The following is a 21973-nucleotide window of genomic DNA, read 5'->3' on the forward strand; positions in this document are numbered from 1 at the left end:
CACGATCAGCGTCAACGACTCCCACTACTTGATTCCAACCTGTGCGAATCCCTGCACGAAGTAGCGCTGGGCGAGCAGGAACAACACGATCATGGGGAGCATCGCAAGGGTCGTGCCGGCCATCATGAGAGTCCACTGCGCGGTTGTCTCCTGCCGAAAGCTGGCCAGTCCTACCTGGATGACTCGCATCTCCTCGCTTCGCGTGACCAGGAGCGGCCACAGGAAGTTGTTCCATGCGTTCTCGGCGGAGAGCAAGCCCGCGGTAAGGAAAGCTGGCAGCACCTGCGGTGAGGCAATTCGCACGAAGATTCCCACCTCGCCCACTCCGTCAATTCTCGCTGCTTCAAGCAGCTCGGTGGGCACCGATGTAAAGAACTGGCGGAACAAGAAGATGGAGAAGGCGGTCACGCCGCCCGGAATGATCAGACCCCACCAACTGTCGATCCAGCCGATACCTCCCTGTCCTAAAACATTGTTGCCACCGAACAGGGGCATGAACCGCACCATCAGAAACTGTGGAACGATGGTGGCGTATCCCGGAATCATCATGGCTGCCAAGAGACCGCCGAAAATCCACGGGGCAGCTCGAAACCGGAGCTTCGCCAGTGAATATCCGGTAGCTGCCGCGAAAGTCACAGTCATCAGGGTGTGCGCTGCGGCCAGGATGAGGCTGTTGCGTGCGTAGATGCCGAACGGCGCCGCATCGAGTGCGTCCGCAAAGTTCTGCCATCGCCACTCGGTTGGCAACAGCCCGTCGCCTCGCAGGATCTCGCCCTCGGTCTTGAGTGCGGTCAGCACCATCCAGATGAACGGAGCGAGCATGGTCAAGGACACGAGCAGGAGGATCGTCCAGGCGAGCGACCGCGCCAAACGGCTTCTGTCAGCCGCGATACGGTCCTCGCGGCGAGGCCGCACCTCCAGGGTATTAGTGCGCATCGGTACCTCCTACGATTCGCCTCGAAACGATCGCCAAGATGATCAGGACGACGAAGAGCACGATCGACTGCGCCGACGCGTAACCCATCCGCGATGCTTGGAATGCCGACTGGTAGATCTGGTAGGTCATAACGGTTGTCGCGTTCGCCGGACCTCCCGAGGTCAAAATGTAGATCTGGTCGAAGACCTGGAAGGAGGAGATGACGGAAATCACGAGCACGAAGAAAGTCGCTGGCCGAAGCAACGGCACCGTCATGTACCAGAATCTCTCGAGAGAGTTTGCACCGTCGAGACGTGCCGCTTCCCCCACCTCCGGAGGCAAGCCCTGCAGGGCCGCCAGGTAAATGAGCATCTTGATGCCGATGCTCTGCCAGATGTACATGACGATCACCGACGGCATCGCCCACTCGGTCGATCCCAGCCAGGAAACTGGACCGAGGCCGATCGTTCCGATGATCCTGTTCAACAGCCCGGTGTGATCCGGGTTGAAGATCCACAACCAGAGGACCGCCACGGCGACCGTCGCGGTGATATGCGGGAGGAAGACGGCAGTTCGGAAGAACCCTTGCCACCGCATGCCCTGATTGAGCAGAACCGCGATCACGAGTGCGATGATCATCGCGGTCGGCACCGCGACGATGGTCAAGAACAGTGTGTTGAGGACGGCGCGCTGGAACGACCGACTGGTGAAGGCCTCGACATAGTTGTCCACTCCGATGAACTCGGGCGGCGCGGGAATGTCGTAGCGCGTGAAGCTGAGGACAAGAGCGACGACCATCGGAAGGCCGACCCAGATCAGAACGTGAAGGGCGCCCGGACCTGCCAGCAGCAGGCCAGCCCTCCCCTCCTTCCTCCGTAGCCGGCTCTTGCGTGCACCGAAGGCGTGGAGCCGAGGGCGGTCCGACGCTGCCCTCGGGAGTGTACGGATCACGCGTCCCGATCAATCATCGTCTGAGCGATCTCGTTCGCCTCGTTGAGGGCTGTCTCCACGTCCTTGGACCCGATGAAAGCCTCCTCCAGCAGCGGCACCACAGCAGCGCGGATCTCGAGGTAGTTCGGGGTTCCGCCCTCCGACGTCGCGAACTCCAGCCCTTCGACACCGAAGGAGACGAACCGGTTCTCTTGCAAGGGCTGGCTCGCGTCGAGCACCTCCTGCAGCGGCGGCACCGCGCTCAGCGCCTCCGTGATGGTCTGCACCTCTTGCGGGCCACAGCAGAGGTGCCGGATGAAGGCGTCGGCGGCCTCGGAGTTCTGGGATGTCGCGCTGCGCGATACCAGCGTGCCGCCCATGAACGACGACTCACGCGCGTTCTGCATCCGAAACACGAGGCTTCCCTCCTCTGACAACAGTTCCGGGTTGGCTTCGCTCCACGGCTTCCAGTGCTGGTCGCCGAACAGACTCATACCCACGGCGCCGGTCACGAACGGATGCGGGCTGCCCTCGGCGGGCTTGAGGTCCCAGGTGGCGGAACCATCCTCGATCAGGCCGACGAGGAACTGCATGGCTTCGACCGTCTCGGGCGAGTTGTACAGCGCGGTGCGGCCGTCCTCGCTGAACATCCGTCCGCCGTTCGCACCCATCGGCATGGCCAAGATGTGTGATGGGCTGCCGATCCCATTGAGGATCATTCCCCACCGCTTGCTGGAACCGGATCCCGCGGTCAGTGCCTTGGCCGCCTCCCGAAACTCGTCAAACGTCGTCGGCGTCTCGTTGAGGCCCGCCTCCTCCCACATCGCCCGATTGACGATCACCGCACGCGTGTCGAGAATCAACGGGAGCGCGTAGAGCTCGTTCTGGAACGTGCAGGGCTCGAGGATCCGATCCACGTAGTCAACCCCCTCGACGACCCCGCGGTCGAGCGCTGCAAAGATCCCCCGGTCGGCGAAGTGCTCAATCCAGCCGACGCCGGTCATGATCACGTCCTGGGTCGTGCCGCTGGCCACCGACGCGGTCAACTTCTCGTTCAACTTGGAAAAGTCGGTGTGGTCCGTGACCACGCGAACGTCCGGGTGCAGGTCCTGGAAGCTAGCGACCACAGCGTCGTACGCGGCTCTCCGCTCGGTGGCCCCGGTGAAGATCGGGGTCAGCACGGTGATCTCGCCACTCAGGCCGCCATCGGTTCCGCCGGGGCTCGGACTGGTCGAAGGCTGCTCACCGCATGCCGCCAGCATCACGCCAGCGCCGGCGGCGCCGAAACTAGCGAGGACGGTGCGTCGAGACAAGGACATGGGGACTCCTCGGGATGGATTGCTAGACGAAGGGCGGAGCAAATGTCAGACGGGCGGCTTTGAACGCTGAGAAGGTGCACCTTCCGCTTCCGGGGCGCGACGAATCGGCCCAAAGAACGAGCAACGCGCTCCGGTCGGCAGTCCGTCATCGGATCGCTTCACGGGAGCGTCGCTGGATCAGTATGTTCGCCGCGCGACTTAATTGTCAAGAACGCTCTGCCGTCGAGTCGAGAGGCGACGCTGTCGGCACCCAGCGATCGGCCACCGGCCCCGTCCCGAGTTCTCGGGCCTTGCGACCCGATTGACCACGGTCGGAGGTAGGACTAGACAGCGCTCCTTTTTGTCCCTCCGTCGGCTTAACGACTCGCCGTCGGACTCGCACGGCTTCGCGTACGACAGCGGGATGGACAGCTGGAGCCGGCCTCATCGAGGTCGGCTGGCCCACTCCGTCACCAACGCCCCCAGGAACGGCGAACGAACTCAGGCCTCGGTCGCGGGACAGCGAGACTCGGACCGAAGGCCCCTACGCTGCTCCGTCGCTGGCGCTGGGCGAGCTGGTGGGAGTGAGGAGCCAGATCGATCGTCGGCTGATGGACGACGCCTAAGTAGCACCCCTTGCCCCGCACCCTCGAAGGACGACGCGTCATCGTCACCGGCGGTGGCGTCGGCATCGGGCTCGGCATCGTCCGCCGCTTCGCCGCCGCGGGAGCCCGTGTCGCCCTCACCACCCACTCCCGGTCCGCCGATGACGTCGTCGCCGAGCTCGCCGACGAGGGCCTGGACGTGCTCGGCCTCCGGTTCGACGCCACCGACAGCGAGCAGGTGACCGCCGCCGTCGACCTCCTCGCCGACCGCCTCGGCGGCCTCGACGTGGTGGTCAACAACTCCGGCGGGCTGCTCGCCCGGCACACCATCGCCGAGACCTCCGACGTGCACTGGGACGCGGTCTGGCGGGTGAACGTCTCCTCCACGTTCTACGTCAGCCGCGCCGCCCTGCGGCACCTCGGCGAGGGTGGGCGCATCATCAACATCTCCTCCCTCGCGGGATCCAACGGCGGCGGCAACGGCTCCGCCCCCTACGCCACCGCGAAGGCAGCAGTAGACGGCTTCGCCAGGAGATCGCCCCGCACGGCATCACCGTCAACGCGATCGCCCCCGAGCTGATCCTGGACACCCCGTTCCACGACACATTCACGCCGCCGGCCGACCAGGAGAAGACGATCGCCTCGATCCCGGTCGGGCGGGCCGGGTATCCGGACGATGTGGCTGCGGCGGCGGAGTATTTCGCCCGAGCCGACTCGGCGTTCGTGACTGGCACGGTGCTGGACCTCAATGGTGGGGTGCACTTTTCATAGCCGGCAGGCAATCAAGGGCCTCGACGAGCCACCCGCGCTTCCGATTGCTGTGAGACTGACCGAGTGACGTCATCGCCTTTGCCCGACGATGGTGCGCTCGTCGAGGGCGCCTACGAGGAACTCATCACTGAGCGGCTTGCCGCCGCGCTGCGCACCCTTCCGGCCGATGATTGGGCTAGCGGCTCCGTACAGGACGGGGACCAACCCCACGTGCTCGCCGCCCACGTCGCCGAAGCTGTCCATCGCCGGCTGCGCGGGGTTAAAGACTCAGCCGAGCGCCTCGCCTTAGTGAACGAGGTGCTCAACACCATTGATGACGGCGAGACGGTCCCGTCGGCTGAACGTCTGCTCGCTGTCGAGCGGCGAGTACCGACCCAACTTACGGCATCCACGCGTTTCGCGATCCGACCGCAGGCGCCACTTTCGGAGGCAGCCCTCCTCACAAACGCGCACGGTGAACCATCGCTCCAATCGGAGATCCTCGCGGAAATGCCAAGTGCAGATGAGGTCGATCTACTCTGCGCCTTCGTGAAGTGGACCGGTGTCCGAACCTTGCGACCCGGACTCGCCTCCCTCCGAGATCGCGGAGTTCCAGTACGAATTGCCACGACTACGTACATGGGAGCCACGGAACGCGTGGCACTGGATCGCCTGGTCAGGGAAGTTGGCGCGCAGGTCAAGGTCCAGTACGACGTCCAGCGGACGCGACTGCACGCGAAGGCGTGGATGTTCCGCCGCCGCTCAGGCTTCTCGACGGCGTACGTCGGATCGTCGAACCTGTCTCACTCGGCTCTGCTTGACGGCGTCGAGTGGAATGTACGGCTCTCGCAAAGAGCCAACCGAGCACTGCTGGCGAAGTTCGAGGCGACGTTCGATACATACTGGTCAGACCCGACGTTCGAGGACTATGATCCCGACGTCGTCGGAGATCGCGACCGGCTCGACGACGCGCTCGCTGAGGCCAGTGGCCGCTCCCAGCACACCCGAGTCACGATTTCCATCTCTGGACTCGAGGTGCGGGCCTACCCATACCAACAGCGGATGCTCGACGAGATCGAGGCCGCACGCAAGGTGTACGGACGCCACCGCAACCTGGTCGTGGCGGCCACCGGCACGGGCAAGACCGTTGTCGCAGCTTTGGACTACCGCCGACTCTCGGAGGAGGCGGCGCCAGGAGAGCACCCACGGCTGCTCTTCGTCGCCCACCGCCGGGAGATCCTCCAACAATCACTGCGCACGTTCCGCGAAGTGCTGACCGACCCAGACTTCGGCGAGCTCTACGTCGATGGCAAGCGCCCCGAGCGCTGGAAGCACGTGTTCGCCAGCATCCAGTCGCTGACCACCTATGGGGTCGAGAACATTCCACCGGCGAGCTTCCGCGTCCTCATCGTGGACGAGTTCCACCACGCCGCCGCCAGCACGTACCAGAAGCTGCTTCGACACCTAACCCCAGACGAGACGCTAGGACTGACCGCAACGCCGGAACGGGCCGACGGCGTACACGTTGCGCAACTGTTCGGCGATGCTCCAACCACGGAACTGCGCCTCTGGGACGCAATCGCCTCAGATCTGCTCACGCCATTCCACTACTTCGCCATCAACGACGAGACAGATCTGTCTCGGATCGCCTGGGCGCGCGGCGCCTACGATGCCAAGTCCCTCAGCAACCTCTACACAGGCAATGATGCCCGGTCGCGGATCATCCTCAGCCAGTTGCGAGACAAGGTGGCTGACCTCGACGCGATGAAGGCACTCGGATTCTGCGTCGATGTTCGTCATGCTCACGCGATGGCTGAAGCCTTCAACCAGGCCGGGATTCCGTCGCGCGCAGTCACCGGCGAGACTGCTCACGCGGACCGAGACGACGCCTTGGCAGACCTCCGCAGCGGCGCCACCAAAGTGATCTTTGCCGTAGATGTCTACAACGAAGGGGTCGACATACCGGACGTCAACACAGTGCTGTTTCTGCGTCCAACGGAGAGCGCAACCATATTTGTTCAGCAACTCGGACGAGGCCTGCGACGCACTCGAACTAAGAGCGTCCTGACCGCGCTCGACTTCGTCGGGCTCCAGCGCAAGGAGTTCCGCTGGGATCTCAAATTGGGAGCAATCACCGGACAGTCTCGCCGAGGGCTGATTGAGGGCGTCGAGAAGGGCTTCGCGACTCTGCCGAGCGGCTGCCAGATTGTCCTGGAGCGGGAGTCGCAGCAACGAATCCTCGCAAACGTCAGAGACCAGGTCTCCCGCCGATGGTCTCGGCTCGTGAGTGAACTCCGGACGCTGAGTGCTCAACGTGGCGACGTATCGCTGGGCACATATCTACACGAGACGGGCAACGACCTTGGTGCGGTCATCGAGCGACCCGAGCGCTCCTGGACACGACTGCGACGCGAGGCGGGCCTCGAGGCACCGGTGGGTGGGCCGCTTGAGGACGTGTTGCTCCGCCGAGTCCGAGCGCTTGCCCACGTCGACGACTCCGAACGGGCCGCTGCATACCTCGCCGTCCTGGCCGGCGCTGACTACGAATCGCTCTCCCCAACGGAACAAGCGTTCGCCCGCATGCTGTTCTTCTCGCTATACCCCGATGGCGGCGGATTCGAGTCGTATGCCGATGGGCTCAGAGCGGCGTCGCGTGAGACCGCCGCGAACCAGGAACTGATGACAGTGGTCGACCTTGCACGTGCCACACAGCTCCGACTAACGGTCACATCCACTGGGACCACCGCCAACCTCCCGCTGCGCCTACATGCGCGATACCAACGTGAGGAAGCTCTCGCTGCATTGGGCTGGGCAACCCTCGCACGCAAACCGACGTCGTTCTGGATTGGCGTTCTCCACGAACCCAAACAGAACATCGACGCGCTCTTCGTGACCGTCGAAAAGTCCGAAGCATCCTTCTCGCCGAGCACCATGTACCGTGACTATCCGATTTCTCGAATGCTGTTCCACTGGGAGTCACAATCAACGACGTCGTTATCGTCACGAACTGGCCTGCGCTACATCACCGGAAGCAGCACAGTCGTATTGTTCGTCCGGGCTCGTAGTAGCGGTGAGCTCGGAACCGAGCCATACACCTACCTCGGGCCAGTCGAGCTCGTCTCATACCAGGGAGAGCGGCCCATCGCAATCACGTGGCGACTGCAAGCCCGAATGCCGCTCGATCTATTCACGGAAACCACTGCGGCAGCACCCTAAGCCCGAGGACCAGCCGATACATCGGGCGCGTCATTTGCCGGAGGACAATGAAGTGCCAGCACTCTCCAACGCGACTCGTCACGGCTCGAGTTGAACAGTCCACTAGCGCAGGCTGGGCAGTTAACTGATTTCCCGATGGTCGGTGCATTGTGTGTCGCCGTGTCACCTCTGGGCTCCCCCTTCGCCTGACCTCAAGCCGGATTGCGAACGCTGCCCCAATTTCGAGCGTGGACATGCGACAGCGACCTTGCTGAGGATCGCCGCCAGCGACCTAACGAAGTAGGCCCGCCCGCTCCACCAGCACCGCCACATCCACACGATTCCGCGCGCCGAGCTTCGTCTGAGCTCCCGATAAGTGCGTCTTCACGGTCGCCCCGGAGATGTACAGCCGCCGGGCGATCTCGGCGTTCGAGTGCCCGTGTCCGACCGCAACGGCGACGTCTCGCTCCCAGTCGCTCAACGCTGCCGTCGCGTCTGTTGCTCGTCGCCGCTCAGTGCCGCCGGTGTCCCGGGCCAGGTGGTCAGCACGATCACGTGTGGCGGGTTCGGCAGGGCGCGCGTGACTGCGGTGGCGGCGCTGCCGTCCATTCGGGACATCCGCAGGTCCATGAGCACCACGTCGGGGGCGTGCGTCTGGACGGCTTGCACGACCTCGTCGCCGTCGGCGGCCTCGCCGACCACCTCCACGTCGGCCGCGCTGTCCAGGATCAGGCGCAGCCCAGTGCGCACCAGAGCGTCGTCGTCGACGATGAGCACTCGGTGCGGTCGGGGCATGGCCCCGACGTGGGCGTTCGCACCAACAGGGGTGCGCTGGCCGACTGAGGCAACCTCCGCCGTCGCCCCCTTCTATGTGCTCCGGAGCGAGCGGTGCAGGTAATCCACGAGGGATCGGATCCCGAACTCCCATCGGGGCAAAGAGTCCGTCGGTGCTACCTCGTTCGTCAGGGTGCCCAGGTGCGGGCTGGCGATGGTGACGCGGTCGCCGATCTTGTGGGTGAAGCCCAGCCCGGGCACGCCGCGGTCCTGGGTGGGGGCGAACAGGGTCCCGGTGTAGAGGGCGAAGCCGTCCGGGTACTGGTGGTGGTCGCCGCTGGTGGCCTCGACCAGTCGTTCGAAGGAGCGGCTCAGGCGGGCGACGTTGTTCTCGTCCTCGAGGACGTAGCAGTCCTCGGCGCCCTCCACCCGCAGCGTGATCCGCTCGGTCCGGACGGTGTCCACGGTGAAGGCGTCGTCGAACAGCCGGATGAACGGGCCGATCGCGCTCGAGGCGTTGTTGTCCTTGGCCATGCCCAGGAGCAGGGCGCTGCGGCCCTCCACGTCGCGCAGGTTCACGTCGTTGCCGAGCGTGCACCCGCGGACCCGGCCACGGGAGTCGACGACCAGCACCAGCTCCGGTTCCGGGTTGTTCCAGGAGGAGAACGCCGGGATGCCGACCTGGGCGCCGTAACCGACCGAGGAGAGCACCGGGGCCTTGGTGAAGACCTCCGGGTCCGGGCCGAGGCCGACCTCCAGGTACTGCGACCACAGGCCCTCGGCGAGGAAGACCTCCTTCACCCGGGCGGCGGCCTCTGAGCCCGGCTCGATGGTGTCGATCTCGGCGTGCAGGGACGCGGCGAGGGTCTCGCGGACCTGGCGGGCACGGGCCGGGTCGCCGGCGCTGCGCTCCTCGATGACGCGCTCGATCATGCTGTCGACGAAGGTCACGCCGCACGCCTTGACCACCTGCAGGTCCAGCGGAGCCAGCAGGTGCGGGCGGTCCTGGGTCCGAGCCAGCGAGGCCTCAACGAGGTCGGTGAGTCGCCAGCGCGAGTCGCCGGTGGTGCCGGCGACGACCGTCGCGGCGTCATCGCGCTCGAGCAGGCCGGCGACGGTCGGGGCGACGTCAAACAGGTCGTGGACGTCCTCGCCGCGCACCCGGACGGGTCGGGGTCCGCCGGTCTCGGGGTCCCAGACCCGGCCGACCAGGAGCGCCTGGTCGGCGTCGGTGGGGAGGATCGCGTGGGCGCCGCCGGGGTGGGGGTTCGTGGTCACTTCGCTCCTCCTGCGAGCTGCCATTCGCCGTCGACGCGGCGGGAGATCGCCAAGGGGTTGTCTTCGCGCAGGGCTGCGGGCAGCGAGGACTCGGGGAACCCCTGGTAGGACACCGGGCGCATGAACCGGCGCGCGGCCGCGGTGCCGACCGAGGTGGTGCCGGGCGCGGTGGTGGCCGGGTAGGGGCCGCCGTGCTGCTGGGCGTAGCTGACGGTGACGCCGGTGGGCCAGGAGTTCCAGATCACCCGTCCAGAGCGGGCGGCCAGGACGTCCACCAGCTCGTCGAGCTGCTCGCCGGGCTCGGCATGGACCGTGGTGGTCAGCTGGCCCTCCAGGAGCTCGACGCCACGCGTGAGCTCGGCCTCGTCCCGGTAGGAGATGACGATGCTGGCCGGGCCGAACATCTCCTCGCGCACGATCGCCGGATCCTGCACGGCTGCATCGACGGTGGTGGCGAAGAGGGCGGGCGCGGGTGCCTCGCCCTGCCCGCCGGGGACGATCTCGGTCAGACCGCGCTGGGCCATGGCCGAGCGGGCGTGGAGGAATCCCTCCGCCAGGCCGGTGGTGAGCATGGGCGACGGGTCGGTGCCGGCCACGGTCTCGCGGAGCACCTGGGTGCTGTCCTCGTCGAGCTGGGGCACGAACAGAATCCCGGGCTTCGTGCAGAACTGCCCCATGCCCAGGGTGTAGGAGCCCACGTAGGCGGTGAGGATCTCGTCGCGCCGCGCGGCCCAGGCCTGCGAGGTGACGACCACGGGGTTGATGCTGCCCAGCTCGCCGTAGAACGGGATCGGCTCGGGGCGGGCGGCCGCACGGTCGGCGAGGATGCGGCCCACCCGGGTCGAGCCGGTGAAGCCGACCGCCGTGGTCAGCGGGTGGTCGACGAGCGCCTCGCCGGCATCCCGGCCGGTGACCGCGCCGAACAGGCCCGCGGGCGCACCCGCTTGCGCGAGCGCGGTCACGACGATCTCCGCGGTGCGGAGCCCGAGCTGCAGGTGGGCCTCGTGGATCTTGTGGACCACGGCGCAGCCGCCGGCCAGCGCGGAGGCGCTGTCGCCCCCCATGACGGAGAACGCGAACGGGAAGTTGGAGGCACCGAAGACCCCGACGACACCGAGGGGGACGTTCATCCGGCGCAGGTCCGGCCGAGGCCCCATGCCCCAGGACTCGTCCGCGTGGTCGATCGTGGCGTCGAGGATCTCGCCGCGGCGGACCTCCTGCGCGAACAGCCGCAGCTGGAACGTGGTCCGCTTCAACTCCCCCTGCAGCCGCCCTTCGGCCAGGTGGGTCTCGGCCTGGGCCAGCGGAACGAGCTCCCCGGCGGCGGCGTCCAGGCCGTCAGCGATGGCCTCCAGCCAGCCCGCGCGGGTGTCCGGTTCGGCTCCACGTGCTGCGAGGAATGCCACCTGTGCCTGCTGGACCGCTGCGTCCAGTTCGTCCTTGGTCGTCATGCAGCCAGCCTACGGTCCGGCGCACCGTCCCGGATCATGCGCGTCCCCACCCGTCCGCGGATCAGTGCACGGGCGCGCGATCGGCGGCGGCGAGGCGCTGGAAGGCGTCCGCGACACCATTGCGTCGCCGGAGCAGCCCCGACGGCGATTCCACCAGATCCCACAACCCCATGGTGAGCAGCGACTCCGAACGCGGCGTGTCGGCGTGGCGGTAGGTCCACTCGTACATGTCGAACAGCGGCCACCAGGTGTAACCCACCAGTGGGATGCCCTCCGCACGGAGGCGGTGCGCGAGCGCCACCGACTCCTCCAGCCAGGTCACGCGCTCAGCGACGGAGGCGGTGACGCAGGTCTCGGTGAGTGCCACCGGGGCGCCGTACCGCTGCGCGTAGGTGCGGATGATCTCCTCGAGGCCAGTGACGCCGTCGTCCCGGGTCGGTGACGGTTCCACGAACCCGCCAGCGGGCCACGGCCCGTCCTCGACCAGGGTGGTCGAGTGCCTCGGGTAGTAGTTGACACCCATGACGTCCGGCAGGGCCGGGGTTGCGGCGAGCCTGTCCAGCAGGTCCTCCGGCATCCCGTGCCGGAGCAGGTGGTCCAGCAGTGGGTGCCCCTCGCGCACTCTTCCGGTCACGAGGTCCTCGACGGCGAAGGCCTGGTTCCGGAGCAGGCGCACCTTGTCCGCGTGCTCGCCATCCACAGCGCCGACGACCCGGGTGGTCGCGTCCACGTGGACGAACGTGGCCCGGTCGCCGAGCACCTCGGCGATGCCGTGCTGGCTGCGCACGAACCCGTCCGCGAGCGCCGCGATCATCCGGGTGAGCCCGTCCTCACCGGTCAGGTACGGGGGCCAGTAGCCGAGTTCGCCGCTGAACCGGGCGTGGATCATCGGCTCGTTCACGGGTGTGTAGTCGGTGACCGTGTCGGCATAGCGCTCGGCGACGGCCACCGCGTATTCGGCGACGTGCTGCGGGTAGTCGGGGTTGGCGAACTCCCCGTCCAGCCATTGGGGGGTGCCGTAGTGCAGCAGGTCCACGATCGGGCGGATCCCCAGTTCGGCGAACCGCGCCATCACGCCGTCCAGCCAGGTCCAGTCCCATCGGCCCTGCGCCGGGTTGATCCGGTACCAGGGGATGCCCCAGCGCATGAACTCGGCGCCGACCTCGGCAGCGAGACCGAGGTCGGCGTGCCAGTTCTCGTAGTGCTCGGTGAGTTCGTACTCATCCAGCGCTCGCTCACCCTCGCGGGTCTGCGGCACGAAGGTGTCTTCGACGCCGACCCCGAAGTGCAGTCGGCCGTCCTGGAACCAGGTCATCGGTTGATCCTCACGTTGTTCGATATCTGTGGTTACGGTCGCCGGGCGGACGGCGGAGCCCACCCGGGTGCAGCTGGTTCAGCCCTTCATCCCGGTCATCGCGACGCCCTCGATGAAGCGGCGCTGAACGATGAGATAGAGGACGACGAGCGGCACGATCGCGACCAGCGAGCCGGCCATCATCACGCCGTACGGGGCCACACCGGTGGCGGATCCGGTCAGCAGCGCCAAGCCGGCGGTGAGCGGGCGCACGCTGGAGTCGCTGGTCATGATCAGCGGCCAGAGCAGGTCGTTCCAGTTCCCGACGAAGTGGAACAACGCCATCGTCAGCAGCGCGGGTTTGGCGTTCGGCAGGACGATCGACCAGAAGACCCGCAGTTCGCCGGCACCGTCGATCCTGGCGGCGGAGTCCAGATCCCGCGGCAGCGTGATGAAGAACTGCCGGAGCAGGAAGATCCCGGCCACGTCGGCCGCCCGCGGTATCACCAGACCGGCCAGTGTGTTCACCCAGCCGAGCGCGGAGACCATCTGGTAGATCGGCACCAGCAGCGCCTGGAACGGAACCATCATGATCGCGATGAGCACCGTGAAGATGGCGATCCGGCCGCGGAACTCGATCCGCGCGAGGGCGTATGCGGCGAGTGAGTTCAGCACCAGCGCGGACGCGGTCACCACCCCCGCGAACACGAGCGAGTTCCAGGACTGCAGGAGGACGGGAACCCGGGCGGTCAGACCGTCGAAGTTCTCCAGGGTGAACCGCGAGGGGATGAAGTTCGGCGGCCAGGAGAGCACCTCCGACTCCGGGGAGAACGCTCCGAGCACCACCACCAGCACCGGCAGGGACGTGAGTGCGGCGAACACCAGAAGTCCGGGGACCACCCCGAACTGGCGCAACACTCGGGTCGCGCGCACTGCGCTGCCGCCTCGGCGAGGCGTGCGTGAGGCGAGGGTGGCCACCCGGGCGGATGACGACGTCGTCGATGTCATGGCGCTCACTCCAGGTCCTTCTCACGCTTGGTGCCCACCCGAAGCTGGATCAGGCCGAGCAGCAGGGTGATCGCGAGCAGGACATAGGAGAGCGCGGACGCGAAGCCCATCCGGAAGTCGCGGAACCCGTCGGTGTAGATGCGGTACACGATCGTCTCGGTGGCCCGGTCCGGCCCGCCCTGGGTCATGATGTAGATCTGGTCGAACGCCTGGAAGGCACCGATGATCGCGAACACGATCACGAACGTCATCGTGCTCCGCAGGCCCGGCAGCGTGACGGCGCGGAACTGGCGCCAAGCGCCCGCGCCATCGAGGATCGCCGCCTCGTACAGGTAGCGCGGGATCCCTTGCAGGCCGGCCAGGAAGATCACCATGAAGTACCCGAAGCTCTTCCAGATCGCCACCGCGGTCACGGCGGGCAACGCCCACGTCGTGGATGCGAAGACGTCGCCCATCCGGATCCCCAGTCCACCGAGCCAGTACGGGATCAGGCCGAGGTTGGGATCGAGCAGGAACCCCCACGCGAGCGAGGCGACCGCCATCGAGATGACGAACGGCAGGAAGATGATGGTGCGGAAGAAGCCACGCAGGGGCACGTCCTTCCGGTTCAGCAGCAGGGCCGCGCCGAGGCCCACGGCGATCACCAACGGGCCGTACATCGCCGCGTAGAGCATCGTGTTCACGATCGCCCGGACGGTCGCCGGATCGGAGAAGACGCTGACGTAGTTGTCCAGGCCGATCCACGACGCCTCACCGAACCCGCTGGCATCGGTGAAGGACAGTCGAAGGGCGAGGATCGCGGGGATCAGGACGAACGCGACGATCACCGCGAGCGCGGGGATGAGGAACGCCGTCGCGCGCAGGGTCCGGCCCCGCTCACGGGAGGCGATCTGGCGCGAGTTGTCCGGGCGTGGCCCACCACCGCCGAGGCGCCTGGGCGCTCGGTAGGTAGGGCCGGCAGTGGTGCTGGTCATGAGGTCTCCAAGGGGCTCCGGGCGCCGGGCCGGCCATGACGCGCCGGCCCGGCACCAGGGGTGGACTGGGGCTACTCGAACCTGGAGAGAATCTCCGTGATCGTTGCCGCGGTCTCGGTGGTGGCGACAGCGACGTCGCCGCCCTGGCTGACGGTGGTGTTCAGCGCGGAGAGTTCGGCATTGACGTCGGTGAGTCCACCGGGGATGCCGTACAGCCGGATGTAGGCGTTCTCGGTATGGGCGATCATCGTGCCGACGAACGGCGTATCGGCGATCGCGTCCGCGGCGATGTCGGTTCGGTTGGGCGGGTAGAAGGACTGCTCCGCCCAGAGCACCTGAGCGTCGTGGGAGTTGTAGTACCGCAGGAAGGCCTCGGCTCCAGCGGTGGCGCCGTCATCGGCCTGGGACGTCAACCACCAGTAGTTGGCGGCCGCCTGCGTCACGATGCCGTCCGGACCGGCCGGCATCTCGAAGACGTCGATGTCCAGCCCGACGCTCTCGGCGCCGGTGATGATCCACGGGCCGATCACGGTCATGGCCGCCTTGCCGGCCTTGAACAGATCGACCGCCTCGGGCAGGGTGACGTTCGTCGGACCCCAGCCGCCCTCATACGCGTCCTGCCACCACTGGAGCGTCTCGACGTTCTGCGGGGTGTCCAGGGTGACCTCGCCGTCGGTGTAGACCGAGCCGCCACCCGCCTGGACGAAACTCGGCAGGAAGGTGCCGTCGGCGTCCGGTAGGGCGAGGCCGTAGATCTCCGGCGTACCGTCACCGTTGGAGTCCACGGTGAGCTGCTCGGCGACGGCGATCCACTCCTCCCACGTGGTGGGGAAGTTCTCCTCGGTGATGCCCGCCGCCGCGAACATCTCGGTGTTGTACCAGACGGAGAACGGGCCGTAGGCCATCGGGACGGCGTAGTGGGTGCCGTCGAAGGTGGCGTAGTCGACCACGTGCGGGTAGTAAGTGTCGGTCTCGTTCTCAGGATCCGCGTAGAAGTCGTCCATCGGGACGAAGACGCCCTGGTTCACGTAGCCCTCCCCCGCGTCGGCCGGTTGGACCACGAGGTCAGGGCCGTTCCCGGCGGAGATGGCTGGAAGCAGCTTGTCCGTGATGACGTTCCACGGATTGACCTCGATGGTGACCTCGTAGTCGTCCTGTGACGCGTTGAAGTCCTCCGCGAGCTGGGCGACCACGTCGCCATCGGCCTCGGTGAAGCCGTGCCAGATGGTGACGGGGGTGGTGCCGCCGTCACCGCCGGGATCGGCGCCGCCGGAGCAGGCTGCGAGCGTGAGTGCGACGGCGGCGCCCGCGGCGATGAGCACTCCCGGGCGGCGGAGTTGTGGGGTGGTGGACATCATCTGACTCTCCTCTGGGAATTGTGCGGTAGTACATCGGTGTATTACGGCGTAGGTCTACAGGTTGGGAGCCGGTCGCCGATCAGTGAGCGGCAGCCAGGATCCAGTCCCTTGGGATCACTTCGAAGCGAGCCGACCAAGGGTGGTTCGCGGCGGCCGGCGCCACCGCGGAGCCGGAGTGGCCGTCGGCGAGGATCACCACCACGTCTGGACGCATCATCGCGTTCGCTACCCTTCGTCAGGCCCGTAGTACACCGTTGTACTACGAGCGTATGCGCAGGTTGCGGTCCAGGTCAATCCCGGATCTGCGGTCAGACCCCCGCGAGGCACGGGCAGGCCAGTGCCCACCGAGTTGTACCCCGTGACTAAGCGCGAGGCGTCTCCGTCACCTAGTGGAGTCGCGCAGGACCAGCCGTGGGGGCACCTCGATGGCATCACGGACGGTTGCTCCCCCAGCCTCGCCCGACCGCACATTCTCCCCGGTGGGCGCCGCTGCGTCGGGGCGGGGTGCGCCGTCGGCTTCCGCCCGCAGCCTGCGGACCAAGATGCCAACGGCCAGTTCGGCCAGCTGGGCACGGTCGACCGCCACCGTGCTGAGCGCGGGCACGCTGTACTGGGCGTCCTCGATGTCGTCGAATCCCATGACCTGCACGTCGTCGGGCACCCGGGTGCCGCTGCGCAGCAGTTCGGCCAGTGCACCGAGTGCGAGCGTGTCGTTGAAGCCGAAGACGGCGTCGAACTCGACGCCCTCGGCAGCAAGGTCTCGGATCGCCGCGGCGCCGTCCGCCTTGCTCCACCCGTCGGTGGAGCGGATCAGGCGGTCATCCGTTGCGATCCCGTGCTGCGCCAGGGTGCTCAGGTATCCCCGGGTGCGTTCGCCCGCGGTCCCGACGGCCACGTCCCGGTCGGCCCCGAGGGCAACGATGCGGCGAGCTCCCCGCGAGATGAGGTGCTCCACGACGAGCTCCGCACCGCGAGCGTTGGCCAGAAACACCTGGTCCACCTCGCCGCTGATGCGGTGGTCGCCGAGCACCACCACGGGGAAGCCGGGCGGAGCGGATCTCGACAGCACGTCGCCGTGCCCCACGGGTGCCACGATCGCGCCGTCCACCAGGTGGGTGTGTGACCCGACCAGGCTCTCGACCGCCACGTGCTCGGAGGCCTCGACCTGCTCGACGATCACCTTCAACCCGACGTCCGCAGCCTTGCGGATCACCTCGTCGGCCAACTCGGCGAAGTACGGCAGGCGCAGTTCGGGCAGCGCGAGGCCGATGAGGTTGGTGCGGTTCGTGCGCAGTTTGCGCGCGGAAACGTTGAGGCGGTAGCCGAGGTCCTCCATCGCGGCTTCGACCCGCGCGCGCGTCTCAGGGCGGATGTAGGGGTAGGTGTCGTTGACGACGTTGGAGACCGTCTTCACCGACACCCCGGCGAGCTTCGCGACGTCGCGCATCGTAGCGGGCATGTTGACATCGTGGCACGTCGCAACCGGTCTGCGTCCGGTGTGCCGCGCGACGCCGAGACGCTGGCATCGCCGGGGCCGGCTGCCTGACCTGCCGCCACGGCACGGTGACCCTCACCCGGAAGGTCGCTCCGCCGTCGTCCACTCAGCATTGGAGACGGCCACCGAGCAATTCGACGCGCCCGGCGTCGGTGGGGTCTCTCTGGATCCGCCCATCCAGGCGCTGCCCCCGCAGCTGCGCCAGCCGTTGGGGGTGCTCATCGACGTGCTCGAGAGCAACGGGACCGGCCTGATCATCACGATCGACGAGGTGCACCGCGGTGCAATCGAGGACCTGCGCGCGATAGCCACGACCGTCCAGCACCTCATCCGGGAGGGCCGGGAGATCGCCCTAGCCATGGCGGGCCTGCCCGCATCGGTCTCGACCCTCCTCAACGACCACGTCATCACGTTCTTGCGCCGCGCCGATCGGCGCGACTTGGCGCACGTGCGCATCAGGGACGTCTCGCTGGCCCTATGGCAGACGTTCGCCGAGGGTGGCGTGAAGACCCAGCCGAGATACTCGACCAGGCCTCCGCGGCAACCGGTGGCTACCCGTTCATGATCCAGGTCGTCGGGCACGAACTCTGGCGTCGCGCCCACGACGGCACCATCGACGCCGAGGACGCCCAGCAGGCGATCCTCGTCGCGAGCCGCAAACTCGGTACGGTCGTGCACGCCCCCGCACTCGATGGCCTGTCCGAGGTCGACCTCGAGTACCTGGTGGCCATGACTGCGGACCAGGCGGGCCCATCGCGAACCTCCCAGGTCGCCACCCGCATGCGTCAGACCGACAAGTACGCCTCGGTGTATCGAAACCGGCTCATCGAGGCGGACGTCATCGATCCCGCCGGGCGTGGCCTGGTCGACTTCACGATCTCGTACCTGCGTGAGTACCTCATCCAGCACGAGGAGACCTACAAACTCGCCCGCCGGTGAGATACGCGGTCCCGACATCCAGTCACGCGACCTACCGCCAGGGCAGGGTGACCGTGACGCGGAACGTGGCTCCGCCGTCGTCCACCCCGTAGTGGAGGAGGCGACCACCGAGCACCTCGACGCGCTCGGCGATGCCCTGCAGGCCGCGGCCCGGCGTCGGCGCCGCCGTGCGGGACCGCAAGTTCGAGTTCGTCGTGACCAGCATCGAGACCAGTGTGGACACGGTCGGCAGCGAGTACTTCAACGGGCAGGCGCCGGGTCAGTTCGTCCTGGTGCACCTGACCGTGACGAACATCGGCGAGGCGCCCCAGTACTTCTCCGACAGCGACCAGCAGCTCGACGCCGCCGGGCGTGAGTTCGCCGCGAACTCCGCCGCCGGGATCTGGATCGAGGGCAACGACACGTTCGTCACCGAGATCAACCCCGGCAACACCGTGGCGGGCACGATCGTGTTCGACATCCCGGCCGACGCCGTCCCGAGCACGCTCGAGTTGCACGACTCGTTCCTTTCGGGTGCCGTGGAGGGGGCGCTGAGCTGACGGCGCCCCTGAACCGGTGGACCCGGGCCGCGACGGGCGGCTCGGGTCCACCGCCGCGCTGGAGCGTCGGGCGCCGCGCTGCCGACGGTTCTATCGTGGTTCCCGGAGAGGACCCACCCATGGACCGCGCCCACGACCCTCCCACGACCGTCGACGTCGACGTCCACGTCCCGGCCGCCGTCATCCGGCGCTTCCACGAAGTGGTGTGGCTGAGCTCCTGGCGCGTGGTGCTCCCCGTCGGCATTGCCTGCACGACGGCGGCCGGTGCCCTGGTCCTGCGGGTCGCCCGGGCAATTCGCCGTGGTTCGCGCAGCCCGACGGCGTCCTCCGCCGTGCTGGTCCCGCTCGGCGCCGCCGCGGGTCTGCTCATGGCGACGGGAGCGCTGGTGGCCAACGCGCTGGCCGGCTACGTGCCTACCGCCGCGGCCGGCCTGCGACTGGGCACCCATGGCTTCCGCCGACCCCGGCACGAGAGCACCGAGCTCCAGCCACGGCACCCGATGAGCCGGACCGGCCGGCGCACCGCGCTGCTGCACGGACCGCCGTCGCGGGGCACCGTCTACACGGTCACCGTCCCCGGCGACCTCGACCTGGAGGTGCCGCCGAGCACCGCCTGGGTGTACCTGCCACCTGGTGTCGAGACGGCGTCCCCGGTCCGTTATCCGGCCATCTATCTCATCCATGGGACGCCCGGAACCTCGGCGGACTGGTTCGCCGCGGCCCTGGTGGACCGGGCGATGGACGTCCTGCTGCACGCCCACCTGGTCCGGCCGATGATCCTCGTCTCCATCGACGCCAACGGCGGACCTTCCAAGGACACCGAGTGCCTCAACTGGCGCGACGGCCCGCAGATCGAGACCTGGCTCTACCGGACCGTCATCCCGTTCGTCGACCGCACCCTGCCCACCATCGCCGACCGGACCGCTCGCGGCCTTGGGGGCATGTCGATGGGCGGGTTCTGCGCCCTCGACCAGGGCCTGCGCCACCTCGACAGCTGGGGGCTCTCGCTGGTGTTCGAGGGTTACGGCGACCCCGGCAGCGCCGGACCCGCGGCCCTCGGCGACGACCCCGACGTGATCGCCGCGCACACCCCCAGCAGCTACCTGCCGCACCTGCCGCTGCCGTACCGGCTGCCGGTCTACCTCGACGTCGGGGAACGGACCGCCGACGTCGGCGCCGTTCGCGACCTCGCGCGCCAGCTCGCCGACCGGGGCCAGACCGTGTACTTCCGCATCGCGCGGGGGCACGGCCACAGCTGGGCGGAGGTGCGGGACGGTCTGCCGTACGCGCTCACGTTCGCCTCGGCGCACCTGCGCGGCACCCCGCCGGTTCCCGGTGCACCACCGGGCTCATGACGGTGGCGGGTGGCCGAGGAAGCGGCCGACCACCGGCAGCCCGGTGAGTCCCTCGACGTCGGCGATCGCCAGTCCCTGGGCCGCGAGCAGGTCCATGGACCCGACGGCGGCGTAGCGGGGTACCCACCTTGGTCGGTACTTGGCGTTGAACCGCCACAGCGACTCGATCTGCATCCGGCTCGAGGCGCGGCGCAGGACGCTGCGGGCGAGCCGGCTCGAGGGTGCGTCGCTGTCCCCCGCGACCACGCTGTGCAGGACCGCGAAGTTCAGTGCCACGGATGCGCCACCGCGTGCGGCGAGGTAGCGGATGGACTCGATCACCAGGAAGTCCATCACGCCGTTCGGGATGCCCTCGGCCGGGCTCCGCCGCATGGTGTCCAGCGACCAGCCGGGCAGCCGGGGAGCGGGCACCCACTGGATGAACGCCTGCACCTGGCCGGCGCCATCTCGTGCGACGGCGAGCACCAGGCCGACGTCGGCCGGGTCGAAGAGCCTGGAGAGGGTCATCGAGAAGCCGTGCTCGGCCTCACCCTGCCGGCTACGGACCGCGAACTCGACCAGCTCGGCGCGCGCGGCGCCGTCGAGCGTGGCCGGGTCGAGGAACGAGACCGTGAAGCCGGCGGCGACCACGCGCCGGTGGGCGCGCCGCAGACTCTTCGATGCGCTGTCGGTCAGGTCGAACGTGGCGCAGTCCACGATCGCCTCGTCACCGAGGTAGAACGAGCGCAGCCCGCTGGACTCGTAGATGCTCAGCCACTCCTGCGCCGCTCCGAGCACCGTGACGGACCAGCCGTGCCGCTCGGCGTGGGCGGTGAGCTCGGCCCACACCTCGGCGCGCTCCTCCGGCGGCCCGATCGGGTCCGGGGAGACGACGCACACCGCACCCCGGACCGCGTGCGCGACGACGCTGCGTCCGGTGAAGAACCACTGCTTGTCGTCCCGCAATGCGAAGTAGTCAAGGCTGCCACCGCCGTAGCGGGAGACCACGGCCCTGGCATGTTCGCGTTCCTGCCGATGGGCCTCCCCCACCAGCGGCGCCGAGGCCGCCGGAGAGAGCAGGACCCACAGCACGCTGCCGAGCAGAGCCAGCCCGACGGCCGTGAGGAGCGGGCCGGCGAAGGGGCCCATGAACGGGAGCGGGAGGTCGCTCCACCCACCGAGGCGGAGCAGCACCGCCCGCGCCGATTCGTCGAGGTCAGTCGCGTCGACGGTTCCGAACCGGACGGCCAGCCCGAGGGAGACGGCGAGCGTGACGGCCACCCCGCCGATCCCGACCAACGCGGCCCGGGTCAGCGCCGCACGGCTCGCCAGCACGGGGAAAGCCCGGTGGTTGAGGGCGAGCCAGATTGCGCCGCCCGCAGCGAGCGCGGCCTCCTCGACGTCCAGGCCCTTGCTCAGGTGCAGCACCACGGAGGTGACCAGCAGCGCCTCGGCCGCGATCCAGCCGAGCCGGTGGCCGCGGCGAAGACCCCGCGCGGTCAGCAGCAACGCGAACGAGACGAAGATGAGCGTCAGCGCCGCCGTCTCCGGCACCACGAGGGGGACGATCTCGAGCAGGATGCGCACCCGCCCACGCAGCGGGGCCGATGCCGCCGAGAGCAGCCCGAGGACCGCGAGCACGACCACCGCGTAGGTGGCCACCCGCCGGGACCGGTCGTGCCGTAGCCAGTCGGACGCGCCGATCCCGCGAGCCGACCACCGCGTCCGGTCGACCCGCACCTGCCCGGGCCGCCTCGCCTCGGGTGCCATGGCTCATGCTCCTGTGCCCCGACGTGCCGTCGGTCGTCGTCAGGCGGTGACGACGTGCAGCGGTG

20 protein-coding genes and 1 pseudogene are annotated in these 21973 nt (G+C 67.9%); 6 read left to right on the top strand and 15 right to left on the bottom strand.

The window, feature by feature from the left end:
* Positions 1–24: 24 nt before the first annotated feature.
* Genes HALOF300_RS05935 through HALOF300_RS05945 form a run of 3 tightly spaced genes read right to left on the bottom strand, consistent with a single transcriptional unit; the run spans position 25 to position 3165 of the window.
* On the bottom strand, positions 25–936 hold the full coding sequence (locus HALOF300_RS05935) for a carbohydrate ABC transporter permease (RefSeq protein ID WP_156740030.1): 912 nt from the start codon (positions 934–936) through the stop codon (positions 25–27).
* Positions 926–1867 carry a carbohydrate ABC transporter permease gene (locus tag HALOF300_RS05940; RefSeq protein ID WP_197522347.1) on the bottom strand — a complete coding sequence of 314 codons (942 nt, stop codon included), beginning with the start codon at positions 1865–1867 and terminating at the stop codon, positions 926–928. Before HALOF300_RS05940 ends, HALOF300_RS05935 begins: the two co-directional genes overlap by 11 nt.
* Positions 1864–3165: an extracellular solute-binding protein gene (locus HALOF300_RS05945; protein ID WP_156740031.1), complete on the bottom strand. Its 1302-nt coding sequence runs from the start codon at positions 3163–3165 to the stop codon at positions 1864–1866. Before HALOF300_RS05945 ends, HALOF300_RS05940 begins: the two co-directional genes overlap by 4 nt.
* A 615-nt stretch (positions 3166–3780) precedes the next feature.
* Here HALOF300_RS05945 and HALOF300_RS05950 point away from each other — a divergent pair.
* A pseudogene (locus HALOF300_RS05950) lies at positions 3781–4520 on the top strand (SDR family NAD(P)-dependent oxidoreductase).
* A 63-nt stretch (positions 4521–4583) separates the two neighbouring features.
* Positions 4584–7715 (top strand): DUF3427 domain-containing protein, encoded by a 3132-nt coding sequence (locus HALOF300_RS05955; protein WP_269455263.1) that lies wholly within the window; start codon positions 4584–4586, stop codon positions 7713–7715.
* Positions 7716–7986: 271 nt separating this feature from the next.
* On the opposite strand, the gene HALOF300_RS27610 is transcribed toward HALOF300_RS05955, so the two are convergent.
* The 10 genes from HALOF300_RS27610 to HALOF300_RS06000 all read right to left on the bottom strand — a co-directional run bounded on the left by HALOF300_RS27610 (position 7987) and on the right by HALOF300_RS06000 (position 17290).
* Entirely contained in the window at positions 7987–8175 is a 189-nt protein-coding gene (locus tag HALOF300_RS27610; RefSeq protein ID WP_331716211.1) for a response regulator transcription factor, read from the bottom strand.
* Complete coding sequence (locus HALOF300_RS27615) at positions 8172–8489, bottom strand: response regulator (protein ID WP_331716212.1); 318 nt, start codon at positions 8487–8489, stop codon at positions 8172–8174. The genes HALOF300_RS27610 and HALOF300_RS27615 overlap by 4 nt, the downstream gene beginning before the upstream one ends.
* 72 nt (positions 8490–8561) lie before the next feature.
* Entirely contained in the window at positions 8562–9746 is a 1185-nt protein-coding gene (locus tag HALOF300_RS05965) for a fumarylacetoacetate hydrolase family protein (RefSeq protein ID WP_231955089.1), read from the bottom strand.
* Complete coding sequence (locus HALOF300_RS05970; RefSeq protein ID WP_156740033.1) at positions 9743–11197, bottom strand: aldehyde dehydrogenase (NADP(+)); 1455 nt, start codon at positions 11195–11197, stop codon at positions 9743–9745. Before HALOF300_RS05970 ends, HALOF300_RS05965 begins: the two co-directional genes overlap by 4 nt.
* A 61-nt stretch (positions 11198–11258) precedes the next feature.
* The gene (locus HALOF300_RS05975) at positions 11259–12512 is read right to left on the bottom strand and encodes a family 1 glycosylhydrolase (protein ID WP_156740034.1); all 1254 of its coding nucleotides are present in this window, start codon (positions 12510–12512) and stop codon (positions 11259–11261) included.
* A gap of 78 nt (positions 12513–12590) precedes the next feature.
* Positions 12591–13499, bottom strand: a complete 909-nt coding sequence (locus HALOF300_RS05980; protein ID WP_156740248.1) for a carbohydrate ABC transporter permease — start codon at positions 13497–13499, stop codon at positions 12591–12593.
* A 5-nt stretch (positions 13500–13504) separates the two neighbouring features.
* Positions 13505–14473, bottom strand: coding sequence for a carbohydrate ABC transporter permease (locus HALOF300_RS05985; RefSeq protein ID WP_156740035.1), 969 nt, complete (start codon positions 14471–14473; stop codon positions 13505–13507).
* Between the two features lie 71 nt (positions 14474–14544).
* The gene (locus HALOF300_RS05990; RefSeq protein WP_156740036.1) at positions 14545–15831 is read right to left on the bottom strand and encodes an ABC transporter substrate-binding protein; all 1287 of its coding nucleotides are present in this window, start codon (positions 15829–15831) and stop codon (positions 14545–14547) included.
* Positions 15832–15910: 79 nt separating this feature from the next.
* On the bottom strand, positions 15911–16048 hold the full coding sequence (locus tag HALOF300_RS05995) for a hypothetical protein (protein WP_156740037.1): 138 nt from the start codon (positions 16046–16048) through the stop codon (positions 15911–15913).
* 165 nt (positions 16049–16213) lie between these two features.
* On the bottom strand, positions 16214–17290 hold the full coding sequence (locus HALOF300_RS06000; protein ID WP_156740038.1) for a LacI family DNA-binding transcriptional regulator: 1077 nt from the start codon (positions 17288–17290) through the stop codon (positions 16214–16216).
* A 148-nt stretch (positions 17291–17438) separates the two neighbouring features.
* Here HALOF300_RS06000 and HALOF300_RS06005 point away from each other — a divergent pair, with 148 nt between their 5' ends.
* Both HALOF300_RS06005 and HALOF300_RS06010 read left to right on the top strand, forming a co-directional pair.
* Positions 17439–17891, top strand: coding sequence for a hypothetical protein (locus HALOF300_RS06005; protein WP_156740039.1), 453 nt, complete (start codon positions 17439–17441; stop codon positions 17889–17891).
* Positions 17888–18265: a hypothetical protein gene (locus HALOF300_RS06010; protein ID WP_156740040.1), complete on the top strand. Its 378-nt coding sequence runs from the start codon at positions 17888–17890 to the stop codon at positions 18263–18265. The genes HALOF300_RS06005 and HALOF300_RS06010 overlap by 4 nt, the downstream gene beginning before the upstream one ends.
* 31 nt (positions 18266–18296) lie before the next feature.
* Here the strand turns inward: HALOF300_RS06010 and HALOF300_RS26930 are convergent, their stop codons facing one another.
* On the bottom strand, positions 18297–18470 hold the full coding sequence (locus tag HALOF300_RS26930) for a hypothetical protein (RefSeq protein WP_197522373.1): 174 nt from the start codon (positions 18468–18470) through the stop codon (positions 18297–18299).
* On the opposite strand from HALOF300_RS26930, the gene HALOF300_RS06015 reads away from it, so the two are divergent.
* The gene (locus tag HALOF300_RS06015; RefSeq protein WP_231955091.1) at positions 18460–18804 is read left to right on the top strand and encodes a DUF4352 domain-containing protein; all 345 of its coding nucleotides are present in this window, start codon (positions 18460–18462) and stop codon (positions 18802–18804) included. The two genes, HALOF300_RS26930 and HALOF300_RS06015, sit on opposite strands and share 11 nt — an antisense overlap.
* Positions 18805–18923: 119 nt before the next feature.
* Positions 18924–20159, top strand: coding sequence for an alpha/beta hydrolase (locus HALOF300_RS06020; RefSeq protein WP_156740042.1), 1236 nt, complete (start codon positions 18924–18926; stop codon positions 20157–20159).
* Here the strand turns inward: HALOF300_RS06020 and HALOF300_RS06025 are convergent.
* Positions 20154–21908 (bottom strand): bifunctional lysylphosphatidylglycerol flippase/synthetase MprF, encoded by a 1755-nt coding sequence (locus tag HALOF300_RS06025; RefSeq protein WP_156740043.1) that lies wholly within the window; start codon positions 21906–21908, stop codon positions 20154–20156. The genes HALOF300_RS06020 and HALOF300_RS06025 overlap by 6 nt on opposite strands.
* Positions 21909–21973: the final 65 nt, after the last annotated feature.

Origin of the sequence: Occultella aeris, from assembly GCF_902703175.1 — a bacterium.
Classification (GTDB): domain Bacteria; phylum Actinomycetota; class Actinomycetes; order Actinomycetales; family Beutenbergiaceae; genus Occultella; species Occultella aeris.

Bases quoted from the DNA above. Each gene is read 5' to 3' on its own strand.
- HALOF300_RS05995 (WP_156740037.1), bottom strand. From the start codon at position 16,048: ATGATGCGTCCAGACGTGGTGGTGATCCTCGCCGACGGCCACTCCGGC.
- HALOF300_RS05985 (WP_156740035.1), bottom strand. From the start codon at position 14,473: ATGACCAGCACCACTGCCGGCCCTACCTACCGAGCGCCCAGGCGCCTC.
- HALOF300_RS06025 (WP_156740043.1), bottom strand. From the start codon at position 21,908: ATGGCACCCGAGGCGAGGCGGCCCGGGCAGGTGCGGGTCGACCGGACG.
- HALOF300_RS05975 (WP_156740034.1), bottom strand. From the start codon at position 12,512: ATGACCTGGTTCCAGGACGGCCGACTGCACTTCGGGGTCGGCGTCGAA.
- HALOF300_RS06010 (WP_156740040.1), top strand. From the start codon at position 17,888: ATGATCCAGGTCGTCGGGCACGAACTCTGGCGTCGCGCCCACGACGGC.
- HALOF300_RS06020 (WP_156740042.1), top strand. From the start codon at position 18,924: ATGGACCGCGCCCACGACCCTCCCACGACCGTCGACGTCGACGTCCAC.
- HALOF300_RS27615 (WP_331716212.1), bottom strand. From the start codon at position 8,489: ATGCCCCGACCGCACCGAGTGCTCATCGTCGACGACGACGCTCTGGTG.
- HALOF300_RS06000 (WP_156740038.1), bottom strand. From the start codon at position 17,290: ATGCCCGCTACGATGCGCGACGTCGCGAAGCTCGCCGGGGTGTCGGTG.
- HALOF300_RS05990 (WP_156740036.1), bottom strand. From the start codon at position 15,831: ATGATGTCCACCACCCCACAACTCCGCCGCCCGGGAGTGCTCATCGCC.
- HALOF300_RS05980 (WP_156740248.1), bottom strand. From the start codon at position 13,499: ATGACATCGACGACGTCGTCATCCGCCCGGGTGGCCACCCTCGCCTCA.
- HALOF300_RS05945 (WP_156740031.1), bottom strand. From the start codon at position 3,165: ATGTCCTTGTCTCGACGCACCGTCCTCGCTAGTTTCGGCGCCGCCGGC.
- HALOF300_RS26930 (WP_197522373.1), bottom strand. From the start codon at position 18,470: ATGCTGGTCACGACGAACTCGAACTTGCGGTCCCGCACGGCGGCGCCG.
- HALOF300_RS05935 (WP_156740030.1), bottom strand. From the start codon at position 936: ATGCGCACTAATACCCTGGAGGTGCGGCCTCGCCGCGAGGACCGTATC.
- HALOF300_RS05970 (WP_156740033.1), bottom strand. From the start codon at position 11,197: ATGACGACCAAGGACGAACTGGACGCAGCGGTCCAGCAGGCACAGGTG.